We start from the raw sequence: 23334 nt of genomic DNA on the forward strand, positions 1-23334 counted from the left end.
GGTGAATCAGAGCTTTCGAGCTATCAGCTCGCGCATCACTTCGCTGGTGCCGCCGTAGATGCGCGTCACGCGGGAGTCGACGAAATCGCGGGCAATCGGGTACTCCAGCATGTAGCCGTAACCGCCGTGCAACTGCACCATCTCGTCGAGTGCCTTGCCCAGCGTCTCCGTGGCGAAGAGCTTGGCAATGGCCGCCTCTTCGAGCGTGAGGCGGCGACGCATGTGCTCGGCGATGTAGTAGTCGATCATGGTGCGCACCGCCACCGCCTGGGCCTTGATATCGGCGAGCTTGAACTTGGTGTTCTGGAAGTCCCACACGGTCTGATCGAAGGCCCTGCGGTCCTTGACGTAGTCGAGCGTGTTCTCGAGCGAGCGCTCCAGGCGTGCGGCAGCCGCGATGGCGATCGTGAAGCGTTCCTGCGGCAATTCACCCATCAGGTAGCTGAAGCCCTTGCCTTCTTCGCCGAGGCGATTGGCGACCGGCACGCGCACGTTGTCGAAGAAGAGTTCGGCCGTGTCCTGCGCGTACTGGCCCACCTTGTCGAGCTTGCGACCGCGGCGGAAGCCTGCGCGTGTGGCCTCGACCGCAATCAGGCTGATGCCCTTGGCACCGGCCGCGGGATCGGTCTTGCAGACCACGATGATCAGGTCGGCGATCAGGCCGTTGCTGATGAAGGTCTTGCTGCCGTTGATGACATATTCATCGCCTTCGCGGACAGCGGTGGTGCGCACGGCCTTCAGGTCGCTGCCGGTGCCGGGCTCGGTCATCGCGATGGCCAGGATGATTTCACCGGATGCGGCGCCGGGCAGCCATTTCTGCTTTTGCTCTTCGGTGCCGGCACGCAGGATGTACGGGGCGATGATGTCCGAGTGCATGCCGAAGGCCGGACCGCTGACGCCCGAGCGTGCGAACTCCTCGCCGAACACCGCCGCGTGGCCGAAGTCGCCGCCGCCACCGCCGTATTCCTCCGGCAGCGATGCGCACAGCAAGCCTTCGCGGCCGGCCTTCAGCCAAGTCTCGCGATCGACCTTGCCGGCGGCATCCCAGGCCTTCTGGCGCGGCAGGCATTCGCGCTCGATGAAGCGGCGCACCGTCTCGCGGTACATCTCATGGTCGTCTCGGAAGACGTTGCGGGTCACTTGCATGAATTTGTCTCCACCAGGGTCTCTGTTCTCAGGCTCTGAAGTTAATCCTCGGGGGGCGGGTGGCCCCCACTCCGGATGGGGGGCGGATCAATCCGCGTTGCGGTCCCAGTCGAAGACGGCCGGTTCACCGCGCAGGAAGGCTTCGATGGCGGCGTCGTGATAGGGCGCCGTCGAGACCACGCCCTGGGCGTTGCACTCCAGTTCCGCCAGGGTGGCGTAGGGTGTCTCGAAGCTCTTGTTCATCAGGTTCTTGGTCAGTCCCATGGCCTCGCGCGGGCCGGCGATGAAGCGGCGGGCGAAGCGCATCGCGTCGGGCAACAGCGCATCGGGTTCGTGCAGGGTGTGGATAAAGCCCAGTTGCTTGCCCTCGGTGGCGCTCACGCGGCGCGCGGTGAGCGCCAGTTCCTTGGCCATCGGCAAGCCGACTGCGCGCGGCAGGAAGTAAAAGGCGCCCAGGTCTGGGATCAGCCCGATCTTGGTGAAAGACATGCAGAAGACGGCGCGCGTGGATGCCAGGATGAAGTCCGCGGCCAGCGCAACCGAGAAGCCCGCGCCGACGGCCGGGCCATCCACCGCGGCGATGACGGGCACTTCGAGCGAATGCAGGCGCCGGATCCAGCCATGGCCGTCCTGCACGCGGCGCCGCAGGGCATCGGCGGTGCGGAAGTCCGGATCGGTGCTGGTCAAGCGGCCCTTGAGGTCACCGCCGGCGCAGAAACTTCCGCCGGAGCCGGTGAGCACCAGGGCGCGCACGCGGCGATCGTTCTCGACCTGGGTGAGCATGTCCTTGTAGTCGGCGCGCAAGTCCATCGACAGCGCGTTGCGTGCGGCGGCGCGCTGGTGCGTGAACAAGGCCACGCCGTCTTCTTCGATCGAGAGCTGCGACTCGCGCAGCGGGATGATTTCGCTCGGCATGGGACCCTTGTTGCATCGGTGTGCGCCATGATCCGGCGCACCTTCCGCAAAGGACCCACCCGTGCCGGGTGGTGGCGCGCTTCAGGCCGGCGCGGCGACGCCTGACGGGCCTTCGACGTCCCAGCCCAGGTCGCGCACTCGCGCGACGGCCTCGTCGCGGCCGGAGACGCGCAGCTTGCCGTAGATGCGGCTGAGATACCACTTCACCGTTTCGGGCGAGAGGCCGAGCGCGCGCGCGATCTTCTTGTTGGGCATGGCTTGTGCCAGCAGGCGCAGCATCTCGACCTCGCGGTCGCTGAAGTCCTCGAGTTCGACGGCCGCTGCATTGCGCGCGGCCGAACTGGCTTCGGCTTCGTTGGCCGGCATGTCTGGCCGGGCGCGAATGGCTTGGAGGCGCTCGATGTAGAAGGCCAGCACCGGGTCGAGCGACTCGGTCTGGGCGAGTTCGCCCATCATCGTGCGGGCCGACGGGTCCGCGTCGAGCAGGCTGCGCTGCAATCCCAGGCGGTGTCCGCGCCGCAAGGCATCGAGCAGCTTCTGCCGTGCCGGACCATAGCGCCCCAGCCGCGCATCGACGGCTGCGCTCTTGACCAGAAGGTGCGCGACGTTGCGCTGCCGGCCACGCTCCTCGCATTGCGCGATGAGCGTGGCGAGTTGTGTGGCAGCGGACTCGTAGTCGCCGAGCGTCGTGGCCAGGCGAATGCGGGCGCGTTGCGCCACTTCGCCGATCTCGTCGGGGACACCCGACGGTGCCGAAGCGTGGCGAGCCTCGACGGCGTTGAGCTTTGCAAGCGCGGCTTCCGCGGCTGTCAGCTCGCCGAGCAGCAGCCGGTAGTGCACTTCGTCGCCCAGCCCATGTGCGAGCAGGCGGTCGAGCTTGTTCCTGGTGGCGTAGTCCTGCAGCCGTTCGAGGTGGGCGAAAGCCGCGACCGGGTTGCCGGCCTGCCAGTTGGCCGCGGAGAGCACCCGGTAGACGCGCAGCACGGCGTCGGGCATGGCCATCCGCTCCAGCATGCCGACCTTGTCCTCGAGCAGGGCGCGCGCCTGGCGTGCGTCGTTGAGTTCGTAGAGGACGTCGGTCAGCAGGCTGAGCGCGAGGTACCAGGCGTCGGCGCAGGCCTTGCCGCCTTGCTCGGCCTCGGCGGCCACGGCGCGGAAGATGCGCTCGGCCTGCGTCATCTTGCCTTCGAGCGCGTAGCTGAGGCCCACGAGGCAGCGGCCTTGCAGGCTGCCCGCCGCCGTCGAGACGAGGGGAACGCCGTCGACCAGCAGCGTCGGCGCGTCCAGCAGAAGGCGCCGCGCCTTCTCGTATTCGCCTTGCTGCGTGTAGAGCCACGACAGGATGTTGTTGCGCGCACCGACGGCCAGCGCCTCGGCATCCGTCGGCACGTCGAGCAGTTGCGGCAGGATCGACAGGGCGGCGCCGGTGTCGTCGCGCTGCACGGCCAACGCGGCGCGCAGGGTCGAGACGTGAAAGCGCAGCGCCGCTGCATCGGCGGGCAGGTCGCGCGCAAGGCCGTCGAGCGTCTTTGCGCAGGCGTTCAGGTCCCGCTCGAAGAACTGCGCGCGCGCCAGCCACAGGCGCATCGTGAAGCTCTCTTCGATCTGCTGCGACGGCACCTGGCGCAGCAGCGCGAAAAGTTCGCGCCGTTCGCCCCGCACGATGAGCGATCGCGCGCATTGGTCGATCAGCGCGGCGGCCTGGGCTGGCTGCCCAGCCTGCACGGCATGGCGAACCGCGTCCTCGAACAGGCCCTTGTCCCGGAACCAGGCAAAGGCGCGCGCGTGCACAGCCTGCCGGGTCGACTCGTCCAGCGCGGCAAAACGGGCCAGGAGCGCCTCGCGCAACAGCGGGTGCAGGCGATACCAGGTCTCCGGTGACTGGTTTTCGACAGAAAAGACGAAGAAGTTGTCGCTTTCCAGCCTTGCGAGCAGCGCTGCGGCTGCGGCGACCTCGTTCGGCGCATTCACCAATGCGGCGCAGAGCGGGGCGCAAAAGCGGTTGCACGGGGCGACGCGCACCAGCATGTCGAGTCCGGCGGGCGCGAGCAGCGACAACACCTCCTGCTCGAAATACTGCGTCAAGGCGACAGCGTCGCGCGCCGGCAAGCGCGCAAAGGGTTCGCCCAGGGCCGCGCGGCCGGATTCGAGTTGCTTCTTCTTCCAATCGAGCGTGAAGAGGCGCAGGCCCGCGACCCACCCGTCGCTGAGGTCGTGGAGGGTCTTGATGGTGCGCGCGTCGATCTCGTCGCCGAGCTGTGCCTTCAGGAACTGCGCGCTTTCGGCCGGCGTCAGGCGCAGGTCGCGCTGGTCCAGTTCCAGCGTCTGAGACTGGCTGCGCAGGCGGTCGAGCGAGAGCCGCACGTTGCCGCGCGAAGCCAGCACCAGGTGCAGGTTGGGCGGGGCGTAGTCCAGCAGCCACTGGAGTGCGTCCTGGATGCCGGGGTGGCTCAGATGGTGGACATCGTCGAGCACCAGCACCAGGTCGCGCGGGTGTGCCGCAATGCCCCGCACCAGCGAGATCGCGAGGCGCTCGATCCCGTCGGGGTCCGACGCGATGCTGTCGCTGCGAGACTGGCCGGCTTCGCGCACCAGCGCCGGGTCCACGCGGGCCACGCTGGCCAGCAGGCCGTCGAGGAAGCGGGCGGGCTCGTTGTCAGCGGCCGTCGACGTGAACCATGCGACATCGGCGCCCAGCGGGACGAGTGCCTGGCGCCATGCCGCGATCAAGGTCGACTTGCCCGAGCCGGAAGGGCCCGTGACCGTGATGCAGCGCAGCCGCCGTGCCTCCAGCAATCGCGCCAACAAGCGGTCCCGCGCCACGACACCCACGCCTGAGCGCTGCGCCGCCATGGCGGCGCCCGAGGCGGCTGATGGCGCTGCGTCTGGCTGCGCGCGCGGCGACGTGGACGGGGCGGGGCGGGGTGGCATGGGGGGCGGTTGGCGGCGCAAGAGCCGGCGCAGCGGGGCATTGTGCAGCAGCATACGCAGCGGTGCACCCCTGCCGGGCCACCCTACCCGATAGGGGTGGGTGTGTCGGGGGTCGCAGGCTGATCTACTTGTCTTATCGAATGGGCAGGCCCCGCCACCTGTGCGCCGGGCGCCGCCTTCCTGAAACGAACTGGAGACTTCTATGGGTGTTTTGTCGGGCATTCGCGTCCTGGAATTCGAGGCGATCGGTCCCGGTCCGTTCGGCACCATGCTGCTCGCCGACATGGGCGCCGACGTGATCCGCATCGACCGTCCCGTGGCGCATTCGGACCTGGGTCCGCCCAAGACCGGCGGCCCCCGTATCGACATCACCGGGCGCGGTCGCCGCTCGGTCACGCTCGACCTGAAGCAGCCCGAAGCCGTGGCCACCGCGCTGGAACTGATCGAACGCGCCGACGTGCTCATCGAGGGCTTCCGCCCCGGCGCCATGGAGCGGCTGGGCCTCGGCCCGGACGTGGCACTTGCCCGCAACCCGCGACTCGTCTACGGGCGCATGACCGGATGGGGCCAGACCGGCCCGATGGCGGAACGCGCGGGCCATGACCTGAACTACGTCGCGCTGTCGGGCGTGCTTTCCGGCATCGGCCCGGTGGGAGGCAAGCCGACGGTGCCCCTCAACCTCGTGGGCGACTACGGCGGCGGCGGCATGCTGCTGGCGATGGGCGTGCTCGCGGCACTGCTCAACGTGCAGCGCGGCGGCGCAGGCCAGGTAGTCGACGCGGCCATGATCGAAGGCGCGGCCCAGCTCGGTGCGGTCTTCTGGGGAATGATCGCCTCGGGCAGCTGGAAGGAACAGCGCGGCAGCAACTGGCTCGACGGCGGTGCGCCCTGGTATGACACCTATCGAACCAGCGACGGCGAATACATGACGGTCGGCGCGGTCGAAGGCCGCTTCTTCACCGATCTGGTCGCCAAGCTGGGGCTGGCGGATGCCGGCCTTTCCTCGCAGCATGACCGCAAGGGCTGGCCGCAGATGCGCGCCGCCTTCGAGATGGTGTTCGCAAGCCGCACGCGCGCCCAGTGGTGCGAGGTGTTCGACGGCAGCGATGCCTGCGTGGCACCGGTGCTTGGCTTCAGCGAAGCGCCCAGCCATGCACAGCACCGCGCCCGCGGCAGCTTCATCGAAGTGGGTGGTGTGATCCAGCCCGGCCCGGCGCCGCGCTTTTCCGCCACGCCCTCGGCGCTGCCCAAGCGCGCGCCGGAACGCGGCGAGCACGGTGGCGCGGCCTTGCGCGACTGGGGCTTCGACAACGACGCCATCGCCCGCCTGCAGCAGCAGGGCCTGGGTGTGCGTCCCGACCCAACAGCAATCTGACGGAGAAAGAAAAGTGAAGGTATTGGTAGCAGTCAAGCGCGTCCTCGACGCGAACGTGAAAGCGCAAGTGAAGGCCGACGGCACGGGCGTGGACATCGCCAACGTGAAGATGAGCATGAACCCCTTCGACGAGATCGCGGTCGAAGAAGCCGTGCGCCTGAAAGAGAAGGGCGTCGCCACGGAAATCGTCGCCGTCTCTTGCGGTGACGCGAAGTGCCAGGAAACCCTGCGCACGGCGATGGCCATCGGTGCCGATCGCGGCATCCTGGTCGAGACTTCCGAGGAATTGCAGCCGCTCGCCGTCGCCAAGCTGCTGAAGGCGCTGGTCGATCAGGAGAAGCCCGACCTGATCGTGCTGGGCAAGCAGGCCATCGACGACGACTGCAACCAGACCGGCCAGATGCTGGCCGCGCTGCTGGACGTGCCGCAAGCCACCTTTGCATCGAAGGTCGAGATTGCAGACGGCTACGCCACCGTGACACGCGAAGTCGACGGCGGCCTGGAGACCGTCAAGGTCAAGCTGCCCGCGGTGATCACCACCGACCTGCGCCTGAACGAGCCGCGCTACGTGACCCTGCCCAACATCATGAAGGCCAAGAAGAAGCCGCTGGCGACGATGACACCCGCGGACCTCGGCGTCGACGTCGCGCCGCGCCTGAAGACCCTGAAGGTGGCCGAGCCGCCCAAGCGCGGTGCCGGCATCAAGGTGCCCGACGTGGCGACCTTGATCAACAAACTGAAGAACGAAGCCAAGGTGATCTGATCATGACCGTACTTGTCATTGCTGAACACGACCACGGCGCCCTGAAGAGCGCCACCCTCAATACCGTGACCGCTGCCGTGGCTTGCGGCGGTGATGTCCATGTGCTGGTGGCCGGGCACAACGCCGGCGGCGCCGCACAAGCCGCTGCGCAAGTCGCTGGCGTCGCCAAGGTGCTGCATGCCGACGGCGCGCAGTTTGCAGAGCAACTCGTGGAGAACATGGCGGCGCAGGTGCTGGCCATGGCCGTGGCCGGTGGCTACACGCACCTGGTATTCCCGGCCACCGCGCACGGCAAGAACGTTGCGCCGCGCGTCGCTGCGAAGCTCGATGTGGCCCAGGTGTCCGAAGTCTCGCGCGTCGTGTCGCCCGACACCTTCGAGCGTCCGATCTACGCCGGCAATGCGGTTGCCACCGTGCACTGCGTCGATGCCGTGAAGGTGCTCACCGTGCGCACCACCGGCTTCGATGCAGCGGCAGCCAGCGGTGGCAGCGCCGTCGTCGAGTCTGTCGCGCCCGTTGCCGACACGGGCGCTTCCATCCTCGTGTCCCGCGAGGTGACGAAGAACGATCGGCCCGAACTCACCGCGGCGAAGATCGTGGTCTCGGGCGGCCGTGCACTCGGCTCAAGCGAGAAGTTCAACGAAGTGCTCACGCCGCTGGCCGACAAGCTCGGCGCCGCACTGGGTGCGAGCCGCGCCGCAGTGGACGCAGGCTACGCGCCGAACGATCTGCAAGTCGGCCAGACCGGCAAGGTCGTCGCGCCTTCGCTCTACATCGCGGCCGGCATCAGCGGTGCGATCCAGCACCTGGCCGGCATGAAGGATTCGAAGGTCATCGTTGCGATCAACAAGGATCCGGAAGCGCCGATCTTCAGCGTGGCGGACTACGGCCTCGAAGCGGACCTGTTCGCTGCGGTGCCGGAACTCGCTGGCGCACTCTGATCCGGAGAACCGGCCATGGCACTTCTTCGGCAATGCCTTCTCGAAGTACGCGCCGCGGCTGCGGCGCGCGCATCGCAATCAGGGCGCGGGGGCGCTGGACGCGCAGTCATTCGTGCCGAGCCGAAAGTCCCTCATGGGGAACGCGACGCTCATCGCTGCCTTCCGCGAGGTAATTTTCACGTAGACAAGTACCTGCCGTCGGCCTAGACTGCCTCCACCTGTCACATTGAACGCATTCATCGTGTCCATGCACTTGTCGATTTCGAGCTTTCGCACCTTCGTTGCCTTTGAGCAGCGCGGTCGAATCATGTTGGGCAGTTAGCCCGCTCACTTCGCCAGACGCCCCCTCAAAGGCAACGAGTTCGACTCGTTGCCTTTTTGCATTTTTGGACCTGAATCATGTTCAATCTCAATTCTCTGACGTGCTTGTTCCAGCCGCCGCGGGTGAACCCAGGCCAGGCTGGCAGCCCATCGTTGTGGCCTGTCGTTTTCGTCTGCTGCGCTTGTGTTGCCGGCTGCGACCTCACGCCAAGCGTCCTCTTCGTGGCGGATGGAAGCCCGGTTCGTCTATTGCAACTGACCGATGCCCAGGGCGAGTGCCCCGCGCCGGGTCGGGTTTGTTTCCTGGCGACTTGGGATGGACAGACAGCCCGTGGCTGCTGGATGCTCAAGGAGGCCAACGTCCGCGTCGTCCTTTCAGATGGAGAGCGAACCGTGCCGGTTGGCGATTTCCGCCCCACTGCATACGCCGAGTATCGACACGCATCTTTGAACTAGCCATTGCAGGACGCTGCGGCAGAATCCGGCCACACAAGCCGTCGCTCGACGCCTGAGTGCGTCCAGCGACGCTGCTGCGCTTCACAGAAGGACGACCATGCAGAAAAAGACGACATCACGCCGCGAATTCGTCTCCGGCAGCCTGGCGGTCGCACTGGGAGCGCTGGCGCCGCTCACCTCGAATCTCGCTGCCGAAACCTCCGACCACTGGGTTGTCGGCCCAAAGGGAGAGGATGGCATTGACAAGGCGTCTCTTCAGAAGATCCTGGACGATGCTCGCTCCGTGAGCGCTCTGAAAAGTGTTCTCGTCGTCAAGAATGGTTCTCTCGTCGGGGAACAATACTACGGAGGCGCTTCGGCTTCCGATCTGCAGAGCGTCAATTCGGTCACGAAGAGCGTTGCCTCGATGCTTGTCGGTAGCGCGATCCAGCAAGGAAAGATCAAGAGCGTCTCGGAGACCGTCGACAGTCTCCTGCCGGCGGCAGCAGCGAAGGCGCCCGGCGCGGCTTCACATTCGATCACGCTCGAACAAATCCTCACCGACACCTCGGGTCTGGTCTATGACTATCGAACCCAGATGCGCGCCTTGGAGGCCGCAGACGATCCCGTCGCCTTCGCACTGGGACTTCCAGTCGATGCGCAGAAGGCCGGAAAGTGGGTCTACAACGACGCCGCAATTTCCTTGCTTTCTCCCATCCTTGTTCATGCGCAAGGAATGCCTGTCGAGCAACTTGCGCAGCGCGACCTTCTCGGCCCATTGGGCATCGATCGCGTCGAGGGCGCCCGCGACAAGGCAGGGAACTTCATGAGCTACAGAGGCCTTCGGTTGCGCGCCCGAGACCTGGCCAAGATCGCCTGGACGATGGCCAACGACGGTCGATGGGGTGATAAACAGGTCGTGCCGGCGGAATGGGTCAAGAACAGCACGAGCTTTCATGTGCCGACCTCATGGAGCGCAGCGCCCATGCAAAAGACCGGCTATGGCTACCTGTGGTTCACGGGGAGTCTGAGTGGCCACCCAGTGGCTTGGGGCTGGGGTTACGGGGCGCAGTTTGCGCTGATCGTTCCTTCGCTTCGACTCGCGGTGACGACTACGGCGACCAACCCCGGCCCTTCTGACGTGGCTGCGCAGAACAATGCCGTGATGACTGTCGTAGGGCGGATCGTCGCGCTTGCCGGATGACTGCTTTGTAGTCTGGGCCGTCTCAGTCGTCGTGGTCGTCCCAATCCCGACGCTCGTGATGCCGATGGCGATAGCCGCCCCTGTATTCCGGTTCGTAGTAGGCCGGCGGGGGTCCGTAGTACACAGGCGCAGGACGGTAATACGCCGGTGGCGGCGGACGGTAGTACACGCGAGAGGGCGGTTCGTAGTAGACCGGCGGAGGTGCGGCGTAGACGGGTGCCGGTGCTTCGTAATACAGCGGCGCGCCGATGCCGATGGACCAATTGACCTCGGCGTTGGCCGAAGCAGCAGCCAAGAGGGAGCCGGCGACCAAGGCAGCCGTTGCAGCCCATTTGAATGCAGAACGATTGAGGCTCACAGTTGCTCTTCCAAGAGGTGGCGAGATGCCGTTCTTGCAGTCAACGCCTCACATGGGCGGGAGGTGCACCTGTTTGACGCTCTGTAACACCTCCAGTGTCCAGAGGCTATCGTCCGCGACCTGATCACCACTCCGGACGGAGCTACCTACTTCGCGGCCGTCACCGGGACCAAAGGCGGAAGCTTCCAGGTGCCGTTCATCGCCGCCTCGCTAGGCCCGTAGATGCGGCCGACCGCGCTGTATTTGCCGTCCGGCGCCGGCAGCCAGTTCGATTCCTTGTCCGGGCCTGGGGATGTGTGACCCACATACAGCGTGAGTCCGCCGTCGGCGTCGCGCTTCAGGCCGGGCGTCCGATCGCCGATCGAATAGCGCTTCAGCGGGTTGGCGTAGAGGAAACGGTCCGGCAGCGTGTAGAGCGTCATGGACCAGAAGAACTTGGCCGGTGGCAACTGGCCCGCCGCGAAGTGAATCGTCGACAGCTTGCTGCCGTCGCCGACATAGCCGCCATACCAGGCCTCCACCAGCGAGTTCCCGTACAGGCCCTTCTGGGCCGCGATCGCACGGGTCATGTAGTCGTTTTTCAGGTCGGCGCGGGTGCCGAACAGCCCGTTCGACGACAGCGTGACCTTGGCCTTCTCGGCGAGTGCCGCCTGCGCGTCCTTGACGCCTTCGTCGATCGCGGCGAGCGTTGCCGGCGGCAGCTTCGAGGCATCGAAAGCTCGGCCCGGGCCGATGCCGATGGTCGAGAAGTGCTTCATCAGATCCACCTCGCTCGCATCCGGCGGCTGGGTGAACTGCAGGAGGAAGTTGAGGTAGCCGATGAAGTCGTGCGAATGCGCCTTGGCTGCATCGTAGGGAGGGAACGACACCGGGGCCGCGGCCGGTGGCGGCGCGGTCTTCATGAAGCTGCTGAGCGGCATCAGCTTCATGCCGGCCTGCACCGCCTTCACCGCTTCGACATCGGACGGGCCGTCGAGCGCCGTGCGCGTCAACGTCATGACGATGTCGGTCTCTGACCGGAACACCTGCTTGATGCCGGGCGGCGTGCTTCCCTTCCAGCCCGGTCCCACGATCAGGAAGTCGCCCGCATCGTTGCCCGTCGCGCGCGAGCCGACATAGGCGAAGTTGTAGGTGAAGAGATCAACCCACTGCTGCACGTAGTAGCGATTGTTCGAAACGGCGGGAACGGACACCACCCAGGGCTCGGCACGCAGGTCGAGCCACGCCCACGAGTACGGCGTGTCGTTGTTGGGCGTGACGACATCATGGTTTTCGGGCGTGTACAGCTCGGCGTAATGACGGAACTTGCCGAAGCCGCCTACGTACTCGCGCGCCTTCGGATCGGCGAGCTGCTTGTACATGGTGTTGTAGTTCTCGAGCATCGCGTAGGCGTAGATGTACGCGTCCTTCGCGGTGGCGCGGACCTCCGCCGCCGGCGGCGATGCCTGCGCAGCCGCAGGATCGATGGCGCACAGCGGCGCACAGAATGCGATGGCCAGAGCGAGCCTGGATTTGAAGATCATGATGTTTTTCCTTCGATCAGGGTGAGGCCTGCTCCACCACCGGCGATTTCCATTGGCCGCTCAACAGCTCGGCCTTGGGCAGGTAGTAGCGCATCGTGAGCATGAACGGCCCCTTGGGCGCCGGCAGCCAGTTGGCTTCCTTGTCCTTGCCGGGCGATTCGTTCTGGATGTAGATCGTGAGTCCGCCATCGGCATCGGTCTTCAGGCCGGGCAGCATGGGGGAGTTGATCAGGTAGCGGTTCAGGTCGTTCTTCACCAGAAGTTGGTCCGGCAATCCGTACATCGTGAGCGACCAGAAGGCATTGACCGGCGGCAGCTGGCCCTTGGCGAAGCGCAGCGTATAGCGGCTCTTGCTGCCGTCCAGAGGCTGCCCGTTGGCGTCCTTCTCGTAGATCGGATAGAGCGCCTCCTCCCTCGAATTCGCCCCGATGCCCACCTGCGCGCCGACGGCGCGATTGAGGTAGTCGTTCTTCAGGTAGGCGCGGGTTCCGAACAGCGTGTCGATCTTGCCGCCGAGCGCCGCGCGGCGCGCATCGATGTCCTTCTGGCCGTCGGCCATGCCCTGTTGCATGGCGACCTTGATGTCGTCGGGGAGCGAAGCCATGTCAATGTGCTTGCCGGGCTCGACGCCGATCTTCGCGAAGCGCGCGCGCAGCGCCTTCTCGCTCGGGTGCGTCGGCGCGAACTGCAGCGCGAAGTTCAGCACATTGAAGAACTCCAGCGAGGTCCGCTGCTCCGCCGGGCTGAGCGGCTTGATCCAGTCCGGTTCGGGCGGCGCCGGCGGTGCCGGCTCGCCGAGAAAGGCGGAAAGCGGCTGCACCTTGTAGCCGGCCTGGATCTTCTTGACGTTGTCGAGGTCGGCGGCATCGAAGAGCTGCGTGCGCCCGATGACGTTGATCATCTCCGTCTCGGACCGGATGACCTTCGTGATGCCCTTGGGCACGGTTCCCTTCCAGCGCGGCCCCGCGATGAGGAAGTGGCCGCCGCCGTTGCCGGTCGTGCGTGTGCCTAGGTAGTCGAAGTTGTAGGTGTACAGGTCCATCATCTGGAACACGTAGTACCGATTCTTCTCGATCGCCGGGAGCGTCAGGACGATCGGCTCGGCGCGCAAGTCCAGGCCGAGGAAGGTGTAGGGCGTGTCGGAATTCGGCGTCACGAACGCCTTGTCCTCGGGCGTGAACACGCGAGCGATGTTCAACACCGAGTTGAACGGACCCTTGTACTCAGGATTGCCCTTGGCGATCGAAAACGCGTACATCGTGCGGTAGCTGTCCTCCATCGGGAAGCCATAGATATAAGCGTCCTTGGCAATGGCGCGCGCCTCGGCGGGCGTCGGCAGGGTGGCAGTGGCCGCCGAAACGGTCTGGACGAAGAGCGAGCCCGCGAAGGCCGTGAGAACGGCCTGCCACGTGTGTCGTCTGTTCATGGGTGACTTTCCAACAGGATGAAGGGAATGCGCACGGCGCCGGTTGGGGCGGGTGGCTACATCGGAAACTGCAGATTGAGCCCCAGGAACACCTGGAACTGAGGTTGGCCGTCGCCTTGGTGGGCAACGGTCCACTGCGGCTCGGCGAAGATGTTGTAAGTGGTCTTGCCCATCTTCCAGATCTTGCCCGCGCCGATACCCAGCGGGATCGCGTAGTCGCCGTTGCGAAGGTTGAAGTTCCAGGTCGCACTGCTGCGGAGGTACCAGCCCTCGGGGAGGTTGTAGATGACAAAAGGCTGTGCCGTGAAGTTGTCCTGCGGCGCCCGGTCGCTGTCCCCGGCGAAAGACTTCTGCCAGGTCACCAGCCCGCCCAGCAAGCCCCATTTCTGGGGTGCCATGACGACGCCGGCAAAACCGGCCTGCCATTTGCCGGTGCCCGTCTGGTCGCGACTCGCGGTAGGAACGGTCAACTGCGGGCCGAAGCCCAGTTCGACGCCGCCCTCCTTGAACAGGAACAAGTCGAACAGGTTCAGGTCGCCGACGCCGTTGTAGCGGCCCCCATCCGCAGCGATGTTCGGCGTTGTCACCAACGGCAGCGTGGCGCGCAGGATTTGCGGCATCCCGAACAGCTTGTGCGGCAGCGTCCCGCGCAGCAAGGCCGCATTGCTGTCCCCGTCGTCCATCCCGTAGGCCCGGCCGACGTACTGGTTCTGCAGATTGGCGCCGATCGTCGGTGTGAGCGGATTGTTGGCGGCATTCATGTCGTCGGCCGAAGGCTGCTGTGCCCATGCCGCCATGGACAGCCACGCAACCGTCAGGCAGAGCCCCCGCAGAATCGTGATCCTCATTTCACGCTCACTTTCTTTCAGGTTTCGCGTGTCCTGGCCGGCGCCCCTGCAGCGCCATGGACCGCAGGAACACGGATTCAGGTTGGATCTTGTGCGTTGCGGACCGCGCTGCACATTGGCACATCGGGCAAGCGCGCCTGCACTTTCGGGCAATCGATCGGGCTTGGGCCCGGAGGAGTCGAGCTAGGATCCCGCATGGAACTCTCTCACAGGGCTTTGGAGCGGCGATCGCTGGGCGTCGGAATACTTGTCGCCGCAGGCGTGGGCTTCGCCCCCTCGTGGTCCATCGCATCGGGTCGTTTTCCCGCGCGCCCCATCAAGCTGGTCGTGCCTTTTGCAGCGGGCGGGGCGCCTGACCTGTTTGCACGCAGACAGGCACCGGAACTGGGGCGCGTGCTCGATGGGCAGGTCGTGATCGAGAACCAGGCGGGCGCGGGCGGCAGCATCGCCGCCGAACGCGTGGCCCGTGCCGCGCCAGACGGCTACACGCTGCTGTTCGGAACGAGTTCGCAGTTGATCAGCAGATTCCTGATGCCGAAAACGGCCCCCGACCCGCTCGGCAGCTTCGCCCCGATATCCCTGAGCTGGCGCAGCCCTTCGCTCCTCGTGGTCGCGGCGGGGTCGCCGATCACCGGTGTCGACGAACTGGTCGCCGCCGCGCGATCACGGCCCGGGCAGATGAATTTCGGGTCGGGCGGCATCGGAACTGCCGCTCACCTGGCGGGAGCGACTTTCTCGAAAATCTTCGGATTGGCGGTGCTCCATGTCCCCTATCGCGGCGCGGTGGAACTTCTGCCCGCGCTTGTCGAAGATCAAGTGCAGTTTGCGTTCCCGGTGGCGGCTGCGGTGCTGCCGGCGGTGCAGCAAGGGAGGTTGCGCGCGCTTGCGGTGGTCGGTGCAAAGCGTCTTGCGGTTCTGCCGAACGTGCCGGCGCTGGCCGAATTCCATCCCTCCGAGCTTCTCCAGCAGGAAGCCTGGGGTGGTCTGTGGGCCCCCAGGGAAACGCCGCCCGACATCATCGCCACGCTCTTCCGGGCGCACGAAGCGGCGAATGGTTCTTCGCTGGTGCGAGCCTTCTATGAAGCCAACGCGGTGGAGCCTGCCCTGTCGATCTCGCCCACCCAGTTTCGCAAGTTCATGGGCGCGGAAATGGTCAAGTGGCGCCGGATCGTGGCGCTGGCCGGCGTCAGCGCAAGCTGACCTCGGTCGCCATCGTTCCCATGGGCCGCCTCTCATCATGCAGCGTGGCCATGATGTCGATGAGCCGCCGCGCCAGAGGTGTGGGTGGCGCATCCGAGCGCGTCAGGGCCGCTGTCTGCCGATGCCAGCGCAGCGCCTGGACTGGAATGGTCCTCAACCCCGCCGGATAGAGGCGGCGGCACACGGCTTCGCCCGCCAGCGACAGGAGATCGGATTGCAGCACCAGCGGCAGCAATCCGTCGTGGGTCGGCGTGAACTCCACGCGGGCAAAGGGCAGCGGAAGTTCATGAGCCATGAAGACCGCATCCAGCCAATCGCGAGAAAAGACCCCCCGAGGCGGAAGCACCCACGCGTGCTTCTTCAAGTCGAGCAACGTCGGGCGTTGCTTTTGCATCAACGGGTGGTCCTGGCGCGCCACGATCGAAAGGGTCTCGTCGCCAATGGGATGGAGTTCCATTTGCGGCGGCACGGGGTTCGGAACCCCGCTGACCATGAGGTCGATCTCTCCCTGTCGCAGGGCTGACAGCAGGTCGTCCGACAGCCCTACGCGGACTTTGAAGCGCACCTCCGGCAATTGCCGCGTCAGCTCTGCGCAGGCACTCACGAAGAGATGCTCGACCAGGGCGGGAGTGAGCCCGATACGCACGAGTTCCATGGTGCCGGCGCGCAGATCGTTGGCTTCGCGCAGCGCGGCGTTGAGGTCGCCGTGCAGGCGCTTCGCGCGCTCGAGAAAGGCGCGGCCGTTCTCGGTGAGGCGCGCTCCGCGGGCCGAACGCTCGACCAGGTTCAGTCCGAGCTCGACTTCGAGGCGGCGCAAGCCCTTCGTGACCGCCGGCTGCGAAACGCTCGCGAGTTCCGCGGCTTGACGCAGGCTGCCGGTCTCGGCGATGCGCAAGAAGTACTCGAGATCCTGCAGAAGCATTCAGACCCTCGGAAGTGATGACCAGGGAAGGATAGCAACAGGCCCTGCCGGTCGGTTATCACGCCGGTTATCGCGTTTGCGAACAGGGGCCGGTCGTTCCTAGAGTGCGCCATCGATCCACATGGAATCCGTTCAAGATGGGCGCCTCGAACGCCAAGACACGACTTGCTACAGCCGACGCACGTCTGCTGCCCAACTGGCGGCCAGGCGCGGCCAGGCTGGCGATCCTGGAGTTTGTCGAACGCGTGTGCGACCCGCGAAGTCCTGAGTTCGTGCCCGTTTCACAGCGGATCGCGGTATTCGAGAACGACGGAACCTTGTTTCCCGAAAGTCCGTTTCCGGTACAAGTCCTGTTCGCGCTCGATCACATCGAACGACTGGCCCGCCAAACGGTCAGCCTACGGGAAACGCAGCCGTACAAGGCTTTTCTCCACCAGGATCTGAAGACCATTGCGAACTTTTCGAGGTGGCAATCCCTCGTTTCGACACTGGCGCTGGAGGCAGGGTCCGACGCTGAAGAGCTTTCGTCGGCGGTTTCCGCCTGGTTCGAAGAACGCATTCACCCCTTTCTCGGGCGCCCGTATCACCGGTGCGCGTATGTCGCACAACTGGAACTGATCGCGCTTCTGCGCCGGAAGCGCTTCAAGACCTTCATCGTGACCGCCGGGGGCGCCGACTTTCTGCGCTGCATCAGCGGACGCCTGTACGGAATCGAGCCCGACCGGGTGATCGGTTCAGCGCTCAAGGCGGAGGTCGCCGAAGTGGCGCAAAGGCTTGCGGTTCTACAGCGGGTCGAGATCGGCAACTTCAACGATCGGGAAAGCAAGGTGGTCAACATCAGGGCGCGCATCGGCCAACGGCCGATCTTCGCTTTCGGCGGTTCCGATGGCGATCTCTCCATGCTCCGCTACACGCGTGAAGGCCGTGGCGCGCGATTGGCGCTGCTGCTGCGCCATGACGATCCACATCGCGAATCGACCCACGGAGAGGCGCTCGGTCGCCTCCCGCCAGCAGCCCTCTTCGACGAGGCCAGGTCGCTCGGACTCCACGTGGTGAGCATCCGCGAGGACTGGGGCACCGTGTTCGGCGGCGCGGCGGATACATCGCAATCAAACCAGAAGGAACAGTCATGAGAATGCAATTCGCGAACTCGAGTGCCGATGCGCATTGGACTTCCGGACAAGAACTCGCTCCGCCAGCGCTGCTGCTGACGCGACCGACGGTCCATCTCGTCGATCCTGATCCAGGGTTTCGCACGGAGTTGGAACTCGTGCTTCGGTCGGCAAGCTATTGGGTCAGGAGCTACGGCTGCGCCGCTGAATTCCTCCACAGCGAGCCCCAGACGATGCCCGGCTGCGTGCTGCTCGATCTCCGGCTGCCCGACTCCACGGGACTTGAGCTCCAGCAGGAGATGGCGCAGCGCGGGATCCTCCTTCCCGTCATTTTCCTGACGGATCACGGTGACCTGCAGGTCTGCGTTCAGGCGGTGCGAGCGGGCGCTCTTGATTTTCTTGCCAAGCCGGCATCGAGCGGTGCGCTGCTCAGCGCCATCGACAAGGCCGTGAAATGCGAGGCGGACCTTCGAGCGGAACGAACGCTGCGCCACGATGCATCGGTTCGATGGGGCACTCTGACGCGCCGGGAGCGCGAGGTGATGGAATGGGTGCTGCGCGGCATGCTCAACAAGGTCATCGCAAACGAGACCGGCATGGCGGAGCGAACCGTCAAGGCCCATCGAGCGCATGCCATGGAAAAGATGCAGTGCCGATCATTGGTCGAACTCGTGCGCACGGTAGACAGCCTGGATCGCCACTGCGCTTGCCCGGTCGCGCAAATCGCTTCCGGGGGCACCTCCAAGCGGCTGGCTCCCGCCGCTTATGCGATTCCTCGCTCGCGCCCTTCCCAATAGGGCTTGCGCAGTTCGTTCTTGAGGATCTTGCCCGCCGCGGAAAGCGGCAGCGGATCCTTGCGGAAGTTGTACGAGCGCGGACGCTTGTAGCCCGCGATGAGTTCGGCGCAGTGGGCGTTGAGCGCTTCCTCGTCGATATCGACGCCGTCTCGCAGGCGCAATTCCGCATGCACGGCCTCGCCCCACTGCGCGTGGGGGATGCCGATCACCGCGCACTCCAGCACGGCAGGATGGCGCGAGAGGGCGTTCTCCACCTCGGCGGAATACACGTTCTCGCCGCCCGAAACGATCATGTCCTTCTTGCGGTCGACGATGAAGATGAAGCCGTCTTCGTCCATGTAGGCCGCGTCGCCGCTGCGCAGCCAGCCGTCCTCGATGGCGGCGCGCGTCTGCTCCGGCTTGTTCCAGTAGCCCAGCATCACGGTCGGACCGCGCGCGGCGATCTCGCCGACGGTGCCGCGCGGCACTTCGTTCATGTTGTCGTCGACGATGCGGATCTCCGTGGCCGGGCTGGAGCGGCCCGCAGCGCGCAGCAGGCGCGCATTCGGCCCTTCGAGCGCGTGGAATTCGGGACGCAGCACCACCACGCCGCCGGCCATCTCGGTCTGGCCGTAGCCCTGGTAGAGCTGGACGTTCGGCAGGCTCTTCATCAAGCGTTGCAGCAGCGCTTCGGAGATGGGGGCGGCGCCGTAGATCATCTTGCGCAGCGAACTGACGTCCGTCGGCACGGCCTGCAGATAGCGGTCGATGAAGTCGATCATCGTCGGCACCATCAGCGTCATGTTCACCTTCTCCGTCGCGATCAGGTTGCAGATGAGCGCGGGATCGAATCGCGGCGCAATCACCTGTGTTGCGCCTGCCGCCGTGTAGCTCAGCATCGAGCTCATCGCGGCCAGGTGGAACATGGGCGCCACATGCAGGAACACCGTGTCCTGCTCGTAGGGGCATTCGAGCGCGAAGCTCATCGTGGCCATCGTCAGGTTGTCGTGCGACAGCATCACGCCCTTCGGAAAACCGGTGGTGCCGCCGGTGTACATGATGCAGGCCATATCGTGGCCCTGTCCCGCGCGGTCGGCCAGGGGCGCGTTGTCGGCAATGAGGGCCTCGTACGAGACGAGGCCGGCCTGTGCGTCATCGCCCATGTAGATCGTGCTGCGCGCATCGACGCCGGGCAGCTTGCGCGCCATCTCGACGAAGTCCTGGTCGACCATGAAGAGCGTCGGCGTGCAGTCCTGCAGCGCGTAGGCATGCTCGGCCTGCGCCCAGCGTGTGTTGGCCGGCACCACCACGCAGCCTGCCCACAGGACGGCGAAGACGGATTCGATGTAGCGGTCGCTGTTCGAGGCGAGGACCATCACGCGCTCGCCGGGCGCGACACCCATGGCCGCGATACCGCCTGCGAGGCGTGCGACTCGGTTGGCCGTCTCGGACCAGGTGCGGCGCCGTTCGCCGAACACCGTGGCGGTGCGGCGCGGGAAGATTTGCGCTGTGCGGCGCAGCGTTTGTGTGAGTTGCATGGTTTGTCTCCGTTGTTGTTTGGGAAAAATCGCGGTCAGCCGCCCAGCGCGTCGGCCACGCCGTAGACCTCGAAGCGCGCCTGCACCTCGGCCACGTGATGGCAGAGGATGGCCAGGTCGTAGGTGTTGCCGTCGCGGTCCTTCACGTGCTCGCGCAGCACGGCCTCGGCGCGAAAGCCGAGTTCTTCGAACACGGCGATGGCCGAGCGCTGGTCGACCGTCATCTGCACGTAGAGCTTTTCCAGGCCCAGGCCGAGCGCCAGCGCAAAGCATTCCTGGATGAGGAGGCGGCCGAGGCCGCGTCCGCGCCAGTCGGGCGACACCATCACCCGCAGTTCGGCCACGTGCCGCGACCAGGAGCGCGGGTCGGTGACGACCGCGGTGCAGCCGACCAGCTCACTGTTCGAGCGGGCCGCCAGGCTGGTGATGTTGCCTTCGCCCAGCGCGTCGAGCCATGCGGTGACGACCTTGGGGTGGCTCAGGTCGCGGCGCACGAAGAGCAGGTCGTGTGTCGGCAGCTTCTGCACGAAGCGGGCGATCTCGGGGCCGTCCGAAACCTCGAGCAACTCGACCTCGACGGTCGCGTTGCCGATCAGGTGCTTGCGCGGATAGGCGCGGGGTGTGGTGACATCGTTCATTCGGATCTCCTTCCAAGCCATTGATCGAGTGCCGGCCACATGCGCTTGACCGCATTGGGGCCTGCCACCAGGCTGACGTGTCCGCCGGGCAGCGTGATTTGTTCCTTGTCCAGCGAGCCCGCCTGCGCCACCAGCGGCGCAGCGCAGTCAGGGGGCACCAGGTGGTCGTATTGCGCGGTCACGTGCAGCAGCGGCACGGTGATGTTGTGGATGTCGACGGTGCGGCCGCCGACGCGCAGGGTGTTGTTGCAGAGGCGGTTCTTCCAGACCAGGTCCTTGACCGTCTGGCGCAGGTATTCGCCCGCGAGCGGCAGCGTTTCCGCACCGAAGCGGTCCATCATGCGGTAGCCCTTGACGTACTGGTCGTTCCACATGTTGTCCCACAGGCGCACCTGGGCGGCGATGCGGCCGGCCGGGCGTTGCGCCTCGAAGGCGCCCATCACCACGTGCGAGGGCACATTGCCGAGCGTGTCGACGAGCCGATCCACATCGAAGTGGCGCTGGTCGGCCATCGACTGGAAGAGGGGCATCTTCTTCCAGTCGATCGGCGTGGTGAAGCACACCAGGTTCTTCAGCGGGCCGTCGTTATGCAGCGCGGCATAGATGGTCGAGAGCACACCGCCCATGCAGTAGCCGACCAGCGTGACGTCCTGTTCGCCCGAGTACGCCTGCACGCGCCGGATGCAATCCGGGATGAAGTCGAGTGTGTAGTCCTCGAACTTGAGGCGCTTCTCGTCGGAGGTCGGCGCATGCCAGTCCATCACGTAGACGTCGTATCCGCGCTGTAGGAGGAACTCGATCAGGCTCTGGCCGGGCGCCAGGTCGAAGATGTAGCTCTTGTTGGTGGTCGCCATGACCATCAACAGCGGCACGCGATACACCTCGGCGCTTTGCGGGTGGTAGTGATACAGGCCCAGCGTGCCGCGGCGGTGCAGCAGGGTGCGGGGCGTGGTACCGACGGCAGGAGCGGGCGAGCCAAGGTATTCGAGGCCCTTGAAGCTGCGCTGAATGGCCCGGTCGACTTCCGATGTCAGGCGTTGCGTCAGGGAGACGCCGTCAGGCTTGGCAAGTGCGTTCATGGCTCATCCCTTGCGCTTCGGCATGCGCGCGACAACGGCACCGGCATCGGCTGCCACGGGAGGCGAGCTGCCCGGCTCCGATTCGGCAGGGGCGCTCAGTGCGCGCTTGGTGCGGGCAGGCCGGTGCACCGGCGTGGGCGGCGGCAGCAGCATGTCGAGCTTGTCCTCGACGCGGCGCAGGCCGGCGGCGATCGCCTCCACCTCGCTGCGGCTCGGCAAGCCCAGGCGCTCGTACACGCGGGCCATGTTCTTGTCGAACACATGGTGCGAGCCGAGCGATGCGCGGAGCACGAGCGCCAGCGCCTGCGAGAACTGCTCCGACTCCATGTTGCGCGTGGTGAAGCTGTTGACGCCGCCTTCGAGGCGGTCGATGGTCTCGCGCCACATCGAGAGTGGGTCGAGGATCTGCTTGGGATTCATGTCGGACTTTCGTAGGGAGACCGCTTCCGTGTGTCACGACCGTGCTCGGCGTGCGCCCCTGCGGAAGGCGGTGAGGATTCATGGGGCTTTCGCTGTGCGCATTGCAGACTGGTCGCATGAGGCCAGGTCTGGCGTGCTTCGAGCGCATTGGCTTGCGCCGCCGCGCTTCGGCGCAGGAACGCGCCGGGCACGAGGCGCGAATCGAGCAGCCTGCGCGCCGTCTCGTCGGTGGCGGCCGAGAGCCGGCCGAACAGCGCCAGCCAGACGCGCTCCGCGGTGGCCCAGCCGGTCAGCGAGGTCATCAACAGTTCGGCGACGGGCCGGATAGGCCAGGCCAGGGCCTCGACCCTGTCGGCGACCTCGATGGTGCGGTCCGGCACGGCGTCGCCGTTGAAGGCCTTGTTCAGTGCCGCGGCGATGCGATGCAGCGCATCTCGCCCTGCGTCGATCACCGCGTCGAAATTGAGGAAGCCGTGGATCTGCCCAGCGTAGTGCAGCAGGTCCACCGGCACGTTGGCAGCGCGAAGGCGGGCTGCGTAGTCCAGGCCGTCGTCGCGGATGGGATCGAAGCCGGCGCTGATGACCATCGCGGGCGCGAGGCCCTTCAGGTCGGCCTGGCGGCGCGGCGAAAGCCAGGGGTCGTCCGCATCGGGAATCTCGCCGATGTGCGCCATGACGCCGCGCAACAAGCGCTCGCTGATCAGGTAGCCGTTCGCGTTCTCTTCGAGCGAAGGAAACTCCGCCACCAGGTCGGTGGCCGGGTAGGCGAGCACCTGCAGGCTCAGCCTGGGGCCGTTGTGGCGCACCGTGTGTTGCGCCACCGCCGCGCAGATGTTGCCGCCTGCCGAATCGCCGCCGATGGCGAGGCGGCTGGTGTCGATGCCCAGGTTGGCACCGAACTGCGCCACCCAATGGAGGGCTTCGAGAAAGTCTTCACGGCCAGCCGTCAGCGGGTGCTCGGGCGCGAGCCGGTAGCGCACGGCAATGACCACGCAATTCGTAGCCAGCGCGATGCTGCGGCAGATCGAATCGCCGGAATCCAGGCCGCCCACGATGAACCCGCCGCCGTGGCACCACAGGAAAGCGGGCCGCAGTTGTTTCGAAGGCCCAGTGGAGAAGATCCGCAGCTCGATCGGGCCGCCGGGGCCGGCGATCGTCCGATGCGTCACCGAAGCCACTTGCGGCCGGCGCCCCAGCGCCAGCGCCATGAGCCGCCACAGCTTGCGCTGCGTGGGCACGGACCGGTTCTCGATGCGGCCCGGCGCCAGGTTGAACCAGCGCAGCAAGGCGCGGACTTCACGGTCCGGCCGTTGCGAGCGCAGGGTCAGCGGCATGCCGCGCGTGGCGAGGCGACTCGATTCGTTGTTCATGGAAGGGGAGGGCTTGGGGAGGGAGGAGGTCTGCATGCACGCAGGATGCGCAGGGCTGCGCGACGCCTCACCCCCCGGTGTGGGGGGCGGGCA

20 protein-coding genes are annotated in these 23334 nt (G+C 66.0%); 7 read left to right on the forward strand and 13 right to left on the reverse strand.

What is annotated here, in order from left to right; translation table 11 throughout:
- Positions 1 to 6: 6 nt before the first annotated feature.
- The 3 genes from AC1DHL_RS03275 to AC1DHL_RS03285 all read right to left on the reverse strand — a co-directional run bounded on the left by AC1DHL_RS03275 (position 7) and on the right by AC1DHL_RS03285 (position 4992).
- Complete coding sequence (locus tag AC1DHL_RS03275) at positions 7 to 1146, reverse strand: acyl-CoA dehydrogenase family protein (RefSeq protein WP_478160603.1); 1140 nt, start codon at positions 1144 to 1146, stop codon at positions 7 to 9.
- A gap of 87 nt (positions 1147 to 1233) precedes the next feature.
- Positions 1234 to 2061 carry an enoyl-CoA hydratase/isomerase family protein gene (locus tag AC1DHL_RS03280; protein ID WP_478160605.1) on the reverse strand — a complete coding sequence of 276 codons (828 nt, stop codon included), beginning with the start codon at positions 2059 to 2061 and terminating at the stop codon, positions 1234 to 1236.
- 81 nt (positions 2062 to 2142) lie between these two features.
- Entirely contained in the window at positions 2143 to 4992 is a 2850-nt protein-coding gene (locus tag AC1DHL_RS03285; protein ID WP_478160607.1) for a winged helix-turn-helix domain-containing protein, read from the reverse strand.
- 202 nt (positions 4993 to 5194) lie between these two features.
- Here AC1DHL_RS03285 and AC1DHL_RS03290 point away from each other — a divergent pair, with 202 nt between their 5' ends.
- From AC1DHL_RS03290 to AC1DHL_RS03305, 4 genes are all read left to right on the forward strand, one after another.
- Positions 5195 to 6367 carry a CaiB/BaiF CoA transferase family protein gene (locus AC1DHL_RS03290; protein ID WP_478160609.1) on the forward strand — a complete coding sequence of 391 codons (1173 nt, stop codon included), beginning with the start codon at positions 5195 to 5197 and terminating at the stop codon, positions 6365 to 6367.
- Positions 6368 to 6380: 13 nt separating this feature from the next.
- Positions 6381 to 7130, forward strand: coding sequence for an electron transfer flavoprotein subunit beta/FixA family protein (locus AC1DHL_RS03295; RefSeq protein ID WP_478160611.1), 750 nt, complete (start codon positions 6381 to 6383; stop codon positions 7128 to 7130).
- A gap of 2 nt (positions 7131 to 7132) precedes the next feature.
- Entirely contained in the window at positions 7133 to 8071 is a 939-nt protein-coding gene (locus tag AC1DHL_RS03300; protein ID WP_478160613.1) for an electron transfer flavoprotein subunit alpha/FixB family protein, read from the forward strand.
- 874 nt (positions 8072 to 8945) lie between these two features.
- On the forward strand, positions 8946 to 10031 hold the full coding sequence (locus tag AC1DHL_RS03305) for a serine hydrolase domain-containing protein (protein ID WP_478160615.1): 1086 nt from the start codon (positions 8946 to 8948) through the stop codon (positions 10029 to 10031).
- 22 nt (positions 10032 to 10053) lie between these two features.
- Here the strand turns inward: AC1DHL_RS03305 and AC1DHL_RS03310 are convergent, their stop codons facing one another.
- The 4 genes from AC1DHL_RS03310 to AC1DHL_RS03325 form a co-directional block, all read right to left on the reverse strand.
- Positions 10054 to 10326 carry a hypothetical protein gene (locus tag AC1DHL_RS03310; RefSeq protein ID WP_478160617.1) on the reverse strand — a complete coding sequence of 91 codons (273 nt, stop codon included), beginning with the start codon at positions 10324 to 10326 and terminating at the stop codon, positions 10054 to 10056.
- A gap of 209 nt (positions 10327 to 10535) precedes the next feature.
- Complete coding sequence (locus AC1DHL_RS03315) at positions 10536 to 11912, reverse strand: DUF1254 domain-containing protein (protein WP_478100103.1); 1377 nt, start codon at positions 11910 to 11912, stop codon at positions 10536 to 10538.
- Between the two features lie 16 nt (positions 11913 to 11928).
- Positions 11929 to 13338, reverse strand: coding sequence for a DUF1254 domain-containing protein (locus AC1DHL_RS03320; protein WP_478160619.1), 1410 nt, complete (start codon positions 13336 to 13338; stop codon positions 11929 to 11931).
- A 56-nt stretch (positions 13339 to 13394) separates the two neighbouring features.
- The gene (locus AC1DHL_RS03325; RefSeq protein ID WP_478160621.1) at positions 13395 to 14186 is read right to left on the reverse strand and encodes a hypothetical protein; all 792 of its coding nucleotides are present in this window, start codon (positions 14184 to 14186) and stop codon (positions 13395 to 13397) included.
- Between the two features lie 195 nt (positions 14187 to 14381).
- Here AC1DHL_RS03325 and AC1DHL_RS03330 point away from each other — a divergent pair, with 195 nt between their 5' ends.
- Positions 14382 to 15386, forward strand: coding sequence for a Bug family tripartite tricarboxylate transporter substrate binding protein (locus AC1DHL_RS03330; RefSeq protein ID WP_478160623.1), 1005 nt, complete (start codon positions 14382 to 14384; stop codon positions 15384 to 15386).
- On the opposite strand, the gene AC1DHL_RS03335 is transcribed toward AC1DHL_RS03330, so the two are convergent.
- Positions 15373 to 16308: a LysR family transcriptional regulator gene (locus AC1DHL_RS03335; protein WP_478160625.1), complete on the reverse strand. Its 936-nt coding sequence runs from the start codon at positions 16306 to 16308 to the stop codon at positions 15373 to 15375. The genes AC1DHL_RS03330 and AC1DHL_RS03335 overlap by 14 nt on opposite strands.
- A 137-nt stretch (positions 16309 to 16445) precedes the next feature.
- Between AC1DHL_RS03335 and AC1DHL_RS03340 the strand changes: the two genes are divergently transcribed.
- Together AC1DHL_RS03340 and AC1DHL_RS03345 are read left to right on the forward strand one after the other, a co-directional pair.
- Positions 16446 to 17441 (forward strand): haloacid dehalogenase-like hydrolase, encoded by a 996-nt coding sequence (locus tag AC1DHL_RS03340; protein WP_478160627.1) that lies wholly within the window; start codon positions 16446 to 16448, stop codon positions 17439 to 17441.
- Positions 17438 to 18217, forward strand: coding sequence for a response regulator transcription factor (locus AC1DHL_RS03345; protein ID WP_478160628.1), 780 nt, complete (start codon positions 17438 to 17440; stop codon positions 18215 to 18217). Before AC1DHL_RS03340 ends, AC1DHL_RS03345 begins: the two co-directional genes overlap by 4 nt.
- On the opposite strand, the gene AC1DHL_RS03350 is transcribed toward AC1DHL_RS03345, so the two are convergent.
- Genes AC1DHL_RS03350 through AC1DHL_RS03370 form a run of 5 tightly spaced genes read right to left on the reverse strand, consistent with a single transcriptional unit; the run spans position 18184 to position 23277 of the window.
- Positions 18184 to 19734, reverse strand: a complete 1551-nt coding sequence (locus tag AC1DHL_RS03350; RefSeq protein WP_478160630.1) for a long-chain-fatty-acid--CoA ligase — start codon at positions 19732 to 19734, stop codon at positions 18184 to 18186. The genes AC1DHL_RS03345 and AC1DHL_RS03350 overlap by 34 nt on opposite strands.
- A gap of 35 nt (positions 19735 to 19769) precedes the next feature.
- A complete protein-coding gene (locus tag AC1DHL_RS03355) occupies positions 19770 to 20372 on the reverse strand; it encodes an N-acetyltransferase family protein (protein ID WP_478160632.1) in 603 nt (200 codons plus the stop codon).
- Complete coding sequence (locus tag AC1DHL_RS03360; protein ID WP_478160634.1) at positions 20369 to 21451, reverse strand: alpha/beta fold hydrolase; 1083 nt, start codon at positions 21449 to 21451, stop codon at positions 20369 to 20371. Before AC1DHL_RS03360 ends, AC1DHL_RS03355 begins: the two co-directional genes overlap by 4 nt.
- A gap of 3 nt (positions 21452 to 21454) precedes the next feature.
- Positions 21455 to 21871: a hypothetical protein gene (locus tag AC1DHL_RS03365; protein WP_478160636.1), complete on the reverse strand. Its 417-nt coding sequence runs from the start codon at positions 21869 to 21871 to the stop codon at positions 21455 to 21457.
- Positions 21868 to 23277, reverse strand: a complete 1410-nt coding sequence (locus tag AC1DHL_RS03370) for an alpha/beta hydrolase (protein ID WP_478160638.1) — start codon at positions 23275 to 23277, stop codon at positions 21868 to 21870. The genes AC1DHL_RS03365 and AC1DHL_RS03370 overlap by 4 nt, the downstream gene beginning before the upstream one ends.
- Between the last annotated feature and the right edge of the window lie 57 nt (positions 23278 to 23334).

It is taken from the genome of Variovorax sp. 10L426 (assembly GCF_056395305.1).

What these genes read in the sequence shown, in the direction of transcription:
- AC1DHL_RS03290 (WP_478160609.1), top strand. Translation starts at nt 5,195, where the DNA reads ATGGGTGTTTTGTCGGGCATTCGCGTCCTGGAATTCGAGGCGATCGGT.
- AC1DHL_RS03325 (WP_478160621.1), bottom strand. Translation starts at nt 14,186, where the DNA reads ATGAGGATCACGATTCTGCGGGGGCTCTGCCTGACGGTTGCGTGGCTG.
- AC1DHL_RS03285 (WP_478160607.1), bottom strand. Translation starts at nt 4,992, where the DNA reads ATGCCACCCCGCCCCGCCCCGTCCACGTCGCCGCGCGCGCAGCCAGAC.
- AC1DHL_RS03305 (WP_478160615.1), top strand. Translation starts at nt 8,946, where the DNA reads ATGCAGAAAAAGACGACATCACGCCGCGAATTCGTCTCCGGCAGCCTG.
- AC1DHL_RS03315 (WP_478100103.1), bottom strand. Translation starts at nt 11,912, where the DNA reads ATGATCTTCAAATCCAGGCTCGCTCTGGCCATCGCATTCTGTGCGCCG.
- AC1DHL_RS03340 (WP_478160627.1), top strand. Translation starts at nt 16,446, where the DNA reads ATGGGCGCCTCGAACGCCAAGACACGACTTGCTACAGCCGACGCACGT.
- AC1DHL_RS03320 (WP_478160619.1), bottom strand. Translation starts at nt 13,338, where the DNA reads ATGAACAGACGACACACGTGGCAGGCCGTTCTCACGGCCTTCGCGGGC.
- AC1DHL_RS03365 (WP_478160636.1), bottom strand. Translation starts at nt 21,871, where the DNA reads ATGAATCCCAAGCAGATCCTCGACCCACTCTCGATGTGGCGCGAGACC.
- AC1DHL_RS03355 (WP_478160632.1), bottom strand. Translation starts at nt 20,372, where the DNA reads ATGAACGATGTCACCACACCCCGCGCCTATCCGCGCAAGCACCTGATC.
- AC1DHL_RS03370 (WP_478160638.1), bottom strand. Translation starts at nt 23,277, where the DNA reads ATGCAGACCTCCTCCCTCCCCAAGCCCTCCCCTTCCATGAACAACGAA.
- AC1DHL_RS03350 (WP_478160630.1), bottom strand. Translation starts at nt 19,734, where the DNA reads ATGCAACTCACACAAACGCTGCGCCGCACAGCGCAAATCTTCCCGCGC.
- AC1DHL_RS03345 (WP_478160628.1), top strand. Translation starts at nt 17,438, where the DNA reads ATGAGAATGCAATTCGCGAACTCGAGTGCCGATGCGCATTGGACTTCC.
- AC1DHL_RS03275 (WP_478160603.1), bottom strand. Translation starts at nt 1,146, where the DNA reads ATGCAAGTGACCCGCAACGTCTTCCGAGACGACCATGAGATGTACCGC.
- AC1DHL_RS03300 (WP_478160613.1), top strand. Translation starts at nt 7,133, where the DNA reads ATGACCGTACTTGTCATTGCTGAACACGACCACGGCGCCCTGAAGAGC.
- AC1DHL_RS03335 (WP_478160625.1), bottom strand. Translation starts at nt 16,308, where the DNA reads ATGCTTCTGCAGGATCTCGAGTACTTCTTGCGCATCGCCGAGACCGGC.
- AC1DHL_RS03360 (WP_478160634.1), bottom strand. Translation starts at nt 21,451, where the DNA reads ATGAACGCACTTGCCAAGCCTGACGGCGTCTCCCTGACGCAACGCCTG.
- AC1DHL_RS03330 (WP_478160623.1), top strand. Translation starts at nt 14,382, where the DNA reads ATGGAACTCTCTCACAGGGCTTTGGAGCGGCGATCGCTGGGCGTCGGA.
- AC1DHL_RS03280 (WP_478160605.1), bottom strand. Translation starts at nt 2,061, where the DNA reads ATGCCGAGCGAAATCATCCCGCTGCGCGAGTCGCAGCTCTCGATCGAA.